This is a genomic window from Allobosea sp. Tri-44 (genome assembly GCF_004123845.1).
GTDB lineage: Bacteria > Pseudomonadota > Alphaproteobacteria > Rhizobiales > Beijerinckiaceae > Allobosea.
This window is the reverse complement of sequence record NZ_NBDP01000028.1, coordinates 1-3,351: the sequence shown is the minus strand read 5'-3', so window position 1 is coordinate 3,351 and position 3,351 is coordinate 1. Positions and strand designations below refer to the sequence as shown.

Annotated in this window: 3 protein-coding genes and 1 pseudogene; 1 reads left to right on the top strand and 3 read right to left on the bottom strand. The window is 59.7% G+C overall.

All coding sequences use genetic code 11. The features are described from left to right. Positions 1–372: 372 nt before the first annotated feature. Positions 373–1,449: pseudogene (locus B6S44_RS16390) on the top strand (alpha/beta hydrolase); the annotation flags it as partial. Between the two features lie 657 nt (positions 1,450–2,106). On the opposite strand, the gene B6S44_RS16385 reads toward B6S44_RS16390, so the two are convergent. From B6S44_RS16385 to B6S44_RS16375, 3 genes are all read right to left on the bottom strand, one after another. Beyond that, positions 2,107–2,349, bottom strand: a complete 243-nt coding sequence (locus B6S44_RS16385; RefSeq protein ID WP_129157965.1) for a hypothetical protein — start codon at positions 2,347–2,349, stop codon at positions 2,107–2,109. A gap of 176 nt (positions 2,350–2,525) precedes the next feature. Then, positions 2,526–2,879 carry a hypothetical protein gene (locus B6S44_RS16380; protein ID WP_129157964.1) on the bottom strand — a complete coding sequence of 118 codons (354 nt, stop codon included), beginning with the start codon at positions 2,877–2,879 and terminating at the stop codon, positions 2,526–2,528. A 126-nt stretch (positions 2,880–3,005) separates the two neighbouring features. Further along, positions 3,006–3,351, bottom strand: a 346-nt coding sequence (locus tag B6S44_RS16375) for a hypothetical protein (RefSeq protein WP_206735177.1), incomplete at its 5' end; no start/stop codon positions are given.

Genomic DNA, 3,351 nt, shown 5'->3' with positions numbered 1-3,351 from the left:
ACTGTGTAAGTGGACGCGAAAACTGTTCTCGCCCCGAAAAACCCACAGTCGATAGCAGTTGTGCGTTTCGTGGTACATCTCTATCTCCGAAAGATTAGTACCTAGAATAAACCTGGTAATCGCCGGGCCGATTCAAATCAAAGCCAGATTAAAAAGCGGATCAACCCGGTTACTCCAGCACGCTAGTCACACGACCGGCCCCTCGATCTTCGCTTCATTTGGAACTGACAAAAATTCTTGCCCGACCGGAACCGTTGAGTTCCGGGCGCATCGAAGCAGGTGATGGTACTCATGATTAATACATCCAGGTCGTCAGGACGGAGACTCATTCAGCGGCAACCGCTGCTCCTTGCCGCAGTCCTTCCCGTCTTCATGGGCTTGATTGGGTGTGCAGGCCTACCCAAAGGCGTCCTGACCCCGGTCGAGGTATCCGTTCCACGTACCTCACGGGTCAACCTTCTCGTCGCGACCACGCGCGCGCCCAGCCCGGATCGGGGGGTCCTCTTTTCAGGAGAGCGTGGGGAGGCGTTGCAGTCGACCGAACTCACGGTTTCGATTCCCCCGCCGGAAAACCGCCAGGTGGGGCAAGTGCAATGGCCCAAGCAATTGCCTGCGAACCCGGCGACGGACTTCGCGACGACAAGGGTCAGGGACTTGTCCAATCTTGGCGAGATTCGCGGATGGGTGAAGCAGCACCTGCCGCGTAGTCGTCGCGTCCTGATCTTCGTGCACGGTTTCAACAATCGCTACGAAGACGCGGTGTATCGTTTCGCTCAGGTCGTCCACGATTCCCGTGCCGATGTCGCGCCGATCCTGTTTACCTGGCCCTCTCGGGGCAATGTTCTCGACTACGCCTATGACCGGGAAAGCACGAACTATTCCCGGACGCAGCTTGAGGAGGTTCTACGGCAAGCCGCTCGGGATCCCTTGGTCGGCGAAGTCACGATCATGGCCCATTCGATGGGAAGCTGGCTTGTTGTCGAGGCACTACGCCAAATGGCAATGCGCGATGGTCGTGTGGCCCCGACGATCAGGAACGTCATTCTGGCGTCGCCGGATATCGATGTTCAGGTTTTCCGCAAGCAGTGGCTGGAACTCGGAGCGCATCGTCCACAGCTCACGCTGTTCGTATCACAGGATGATAAAGCCCTCGATATGTCGCGCCTCATCGGCGGTGCTGTCGACCGGCTCGGCCAGATCAATCCGGCTGCCGAGCCGTATAGGTCCGAGCTGGAAAAGGCCGGGGTGACAGTCCTTGACCTGACGGCCCTCAAGGGCGGTGATCCGCTCAATCACGGCAAGTTCGCGGAACGCCCCGAGGTTGTCCGGTTGCTCGGCGAGCGGCTCGTTGCCGGGCAGGTGATCGCTGACGGCAAGAACGGCAGTGCCAACCCGCTCGGGACCGTCGCGGCAGGGGCGGCACAAACGGTGGAAGGTGCCGCGAGCCTCATCAGGTTCCGGTGATGACTTTCGCCCTTCGGAGCTGGGCCAGTTAAGCCTAGCCCGCCCTTCCACCGGCGCTGGCTCCATCCCAGGACCCACCACGTCGCTGGCGAGCAGATGCTGCTGGCAAAGCTTTTCCTGCTCGCGGACCGGTTACGCCGCTGCCGCCTGCGCGACGCTCGTCTGAGCCTTGGCCGGCCGCTAGGTCTGGAGAGCTGTGCTCCATTTGTGCAACTCCTGGAGCATCCCCTTGGCGCCTTCCACGGTCTGCTCGCCCGGTACAAAAGCACCGTCACCGCTGATGAAATGCGAGACGAAGGGAACCGGGATGGCGGAGCACCTGCGAGGAGCGCAGGCCGCCCGACACTCCGCCGTAGCTCACCACGCCGGCAGGCTTGTATCCCCATTCACGCATGACGACCTGGACCGCGTTCCAGCGCGGCGGGTGGGAAAAGGTTGTCCGGAAGTCGTTTGATGCATGGCCGTGACGCCATGGTCCGGCATCTCGTAGCGCAGCGAGACGGCGCAGATGCCCCATGAGCTCGGGCGTAACTGCACCTCCAGACGAAACACCTTTAATCGCGAGATTCTTGGGGCGCCTTGGCATTTGGGCAACGAGAGACAAAGTCCGACCTCAGACGCTTTGCCTTATTTCATGGAAGCCTACCAGACGCTGTCATCGAGAATTCCCCTATCCTCGATTTTTCGCTGCTCGGGCGTCATTGCAGGACGGCCACGGAAGTATAAAACGGCCGACGCAATCAAAGCCAGAGAGCAACCTGCGGCGAAGATAGCGCCGGTGACGATTTCCATGGTAATTTTGCCGGCTTCTAGCCAATCAAATGAGCTCTGTTTCTTGAAGCATTTCGCGACAAACCTCGGTCGTCCGATCGCGAACGCGTCCACGATCCCCTCAGCCCCTGCCGCGTGCATGTGGACGAGGCCGGTGCCGCCATGCGTTGTCTCGGCGACTTGAGCTTGTCGAGGGGGCACTGGCAGTCGCCGCCGAGCTTCGTATTTTGACAAGCTCGAATTGGCTCAAGGCGTGAGGACGACCGTCCCCGAGTGGCCGGCTGCCGGAATCAGATCTTGAAGCTGGTCAACGCCAGGCCCATTGCCATGATTACTGCGCCAACCACGGCGCCGTTAGCGACGGCGCTGCGTTGAGTCGGCGTGATCCCGGTGTTCATGACGCCGCCGAAGCCCGCTGCCATGATTGCGATGATCGATCCCCCCGCGATGGCGAACGTCGCGATGAAATCGAGGATAATGGCGAGGTCGAATGCGAATGCAATTAACCGACGGGCGGCGTCATAGACAAGAATTCCGGTCTGGACGTAGAGCTTGGCGACGTCGAAAACTGAAGCTCCGACCGGACCCGCTTTCGCCGCCAATTCTATGGCACTATGGTGGACTGGGAGTGTATTGGATGTCATTGGTATAAATCGCTTGTGAAGGAGTACCAGCGGTAGTCCCCGGAATGAACGCGGTCCAATATCTTGTTTTGTACGTTATGATTTGAGAAAAATATCAATCGATTGTCCGGCACCCTAACCGGCGCTTTATTCACCGCGTTTGACCCGCATCCATTCGCGCTTGAAGATTGCTTGCGCGGCCCGGGTGATGTCGTGGCTGATGACTTCGATACAGTCCTCGATGCCCTCCTGCGGCGGTGAGCGAAGCTGGTCGATCCCCTCCCTCATCAGGGCGTTGAGCTTCTTGTGGTCCTGCTCCAGCGGGTTGAGCATGAGTTCGATCTTGGAGACCGTCCGCAGGAGGTTCTCCACGCGCCTGAATAGCTCGGGATCCTCGGCAATGGCGATGCTGGTCGGCTCCTTCAGCGTCTGGCGAATGGCAGCCACGGTCAGGAACTGCGAGGTGAGGCTCGCCACGAGGTCGCGCATCGTC

Bases quoted from the DNA above. Each gene is read 5' to 3' on its own strand.
- B6S44_RS16380 (WP_129157964.1), bottom strand. From the start codon at position 2,879: ATGACATCCAATACACTCCCAGTCCACCATAGTGCCATAGAATTGGCG.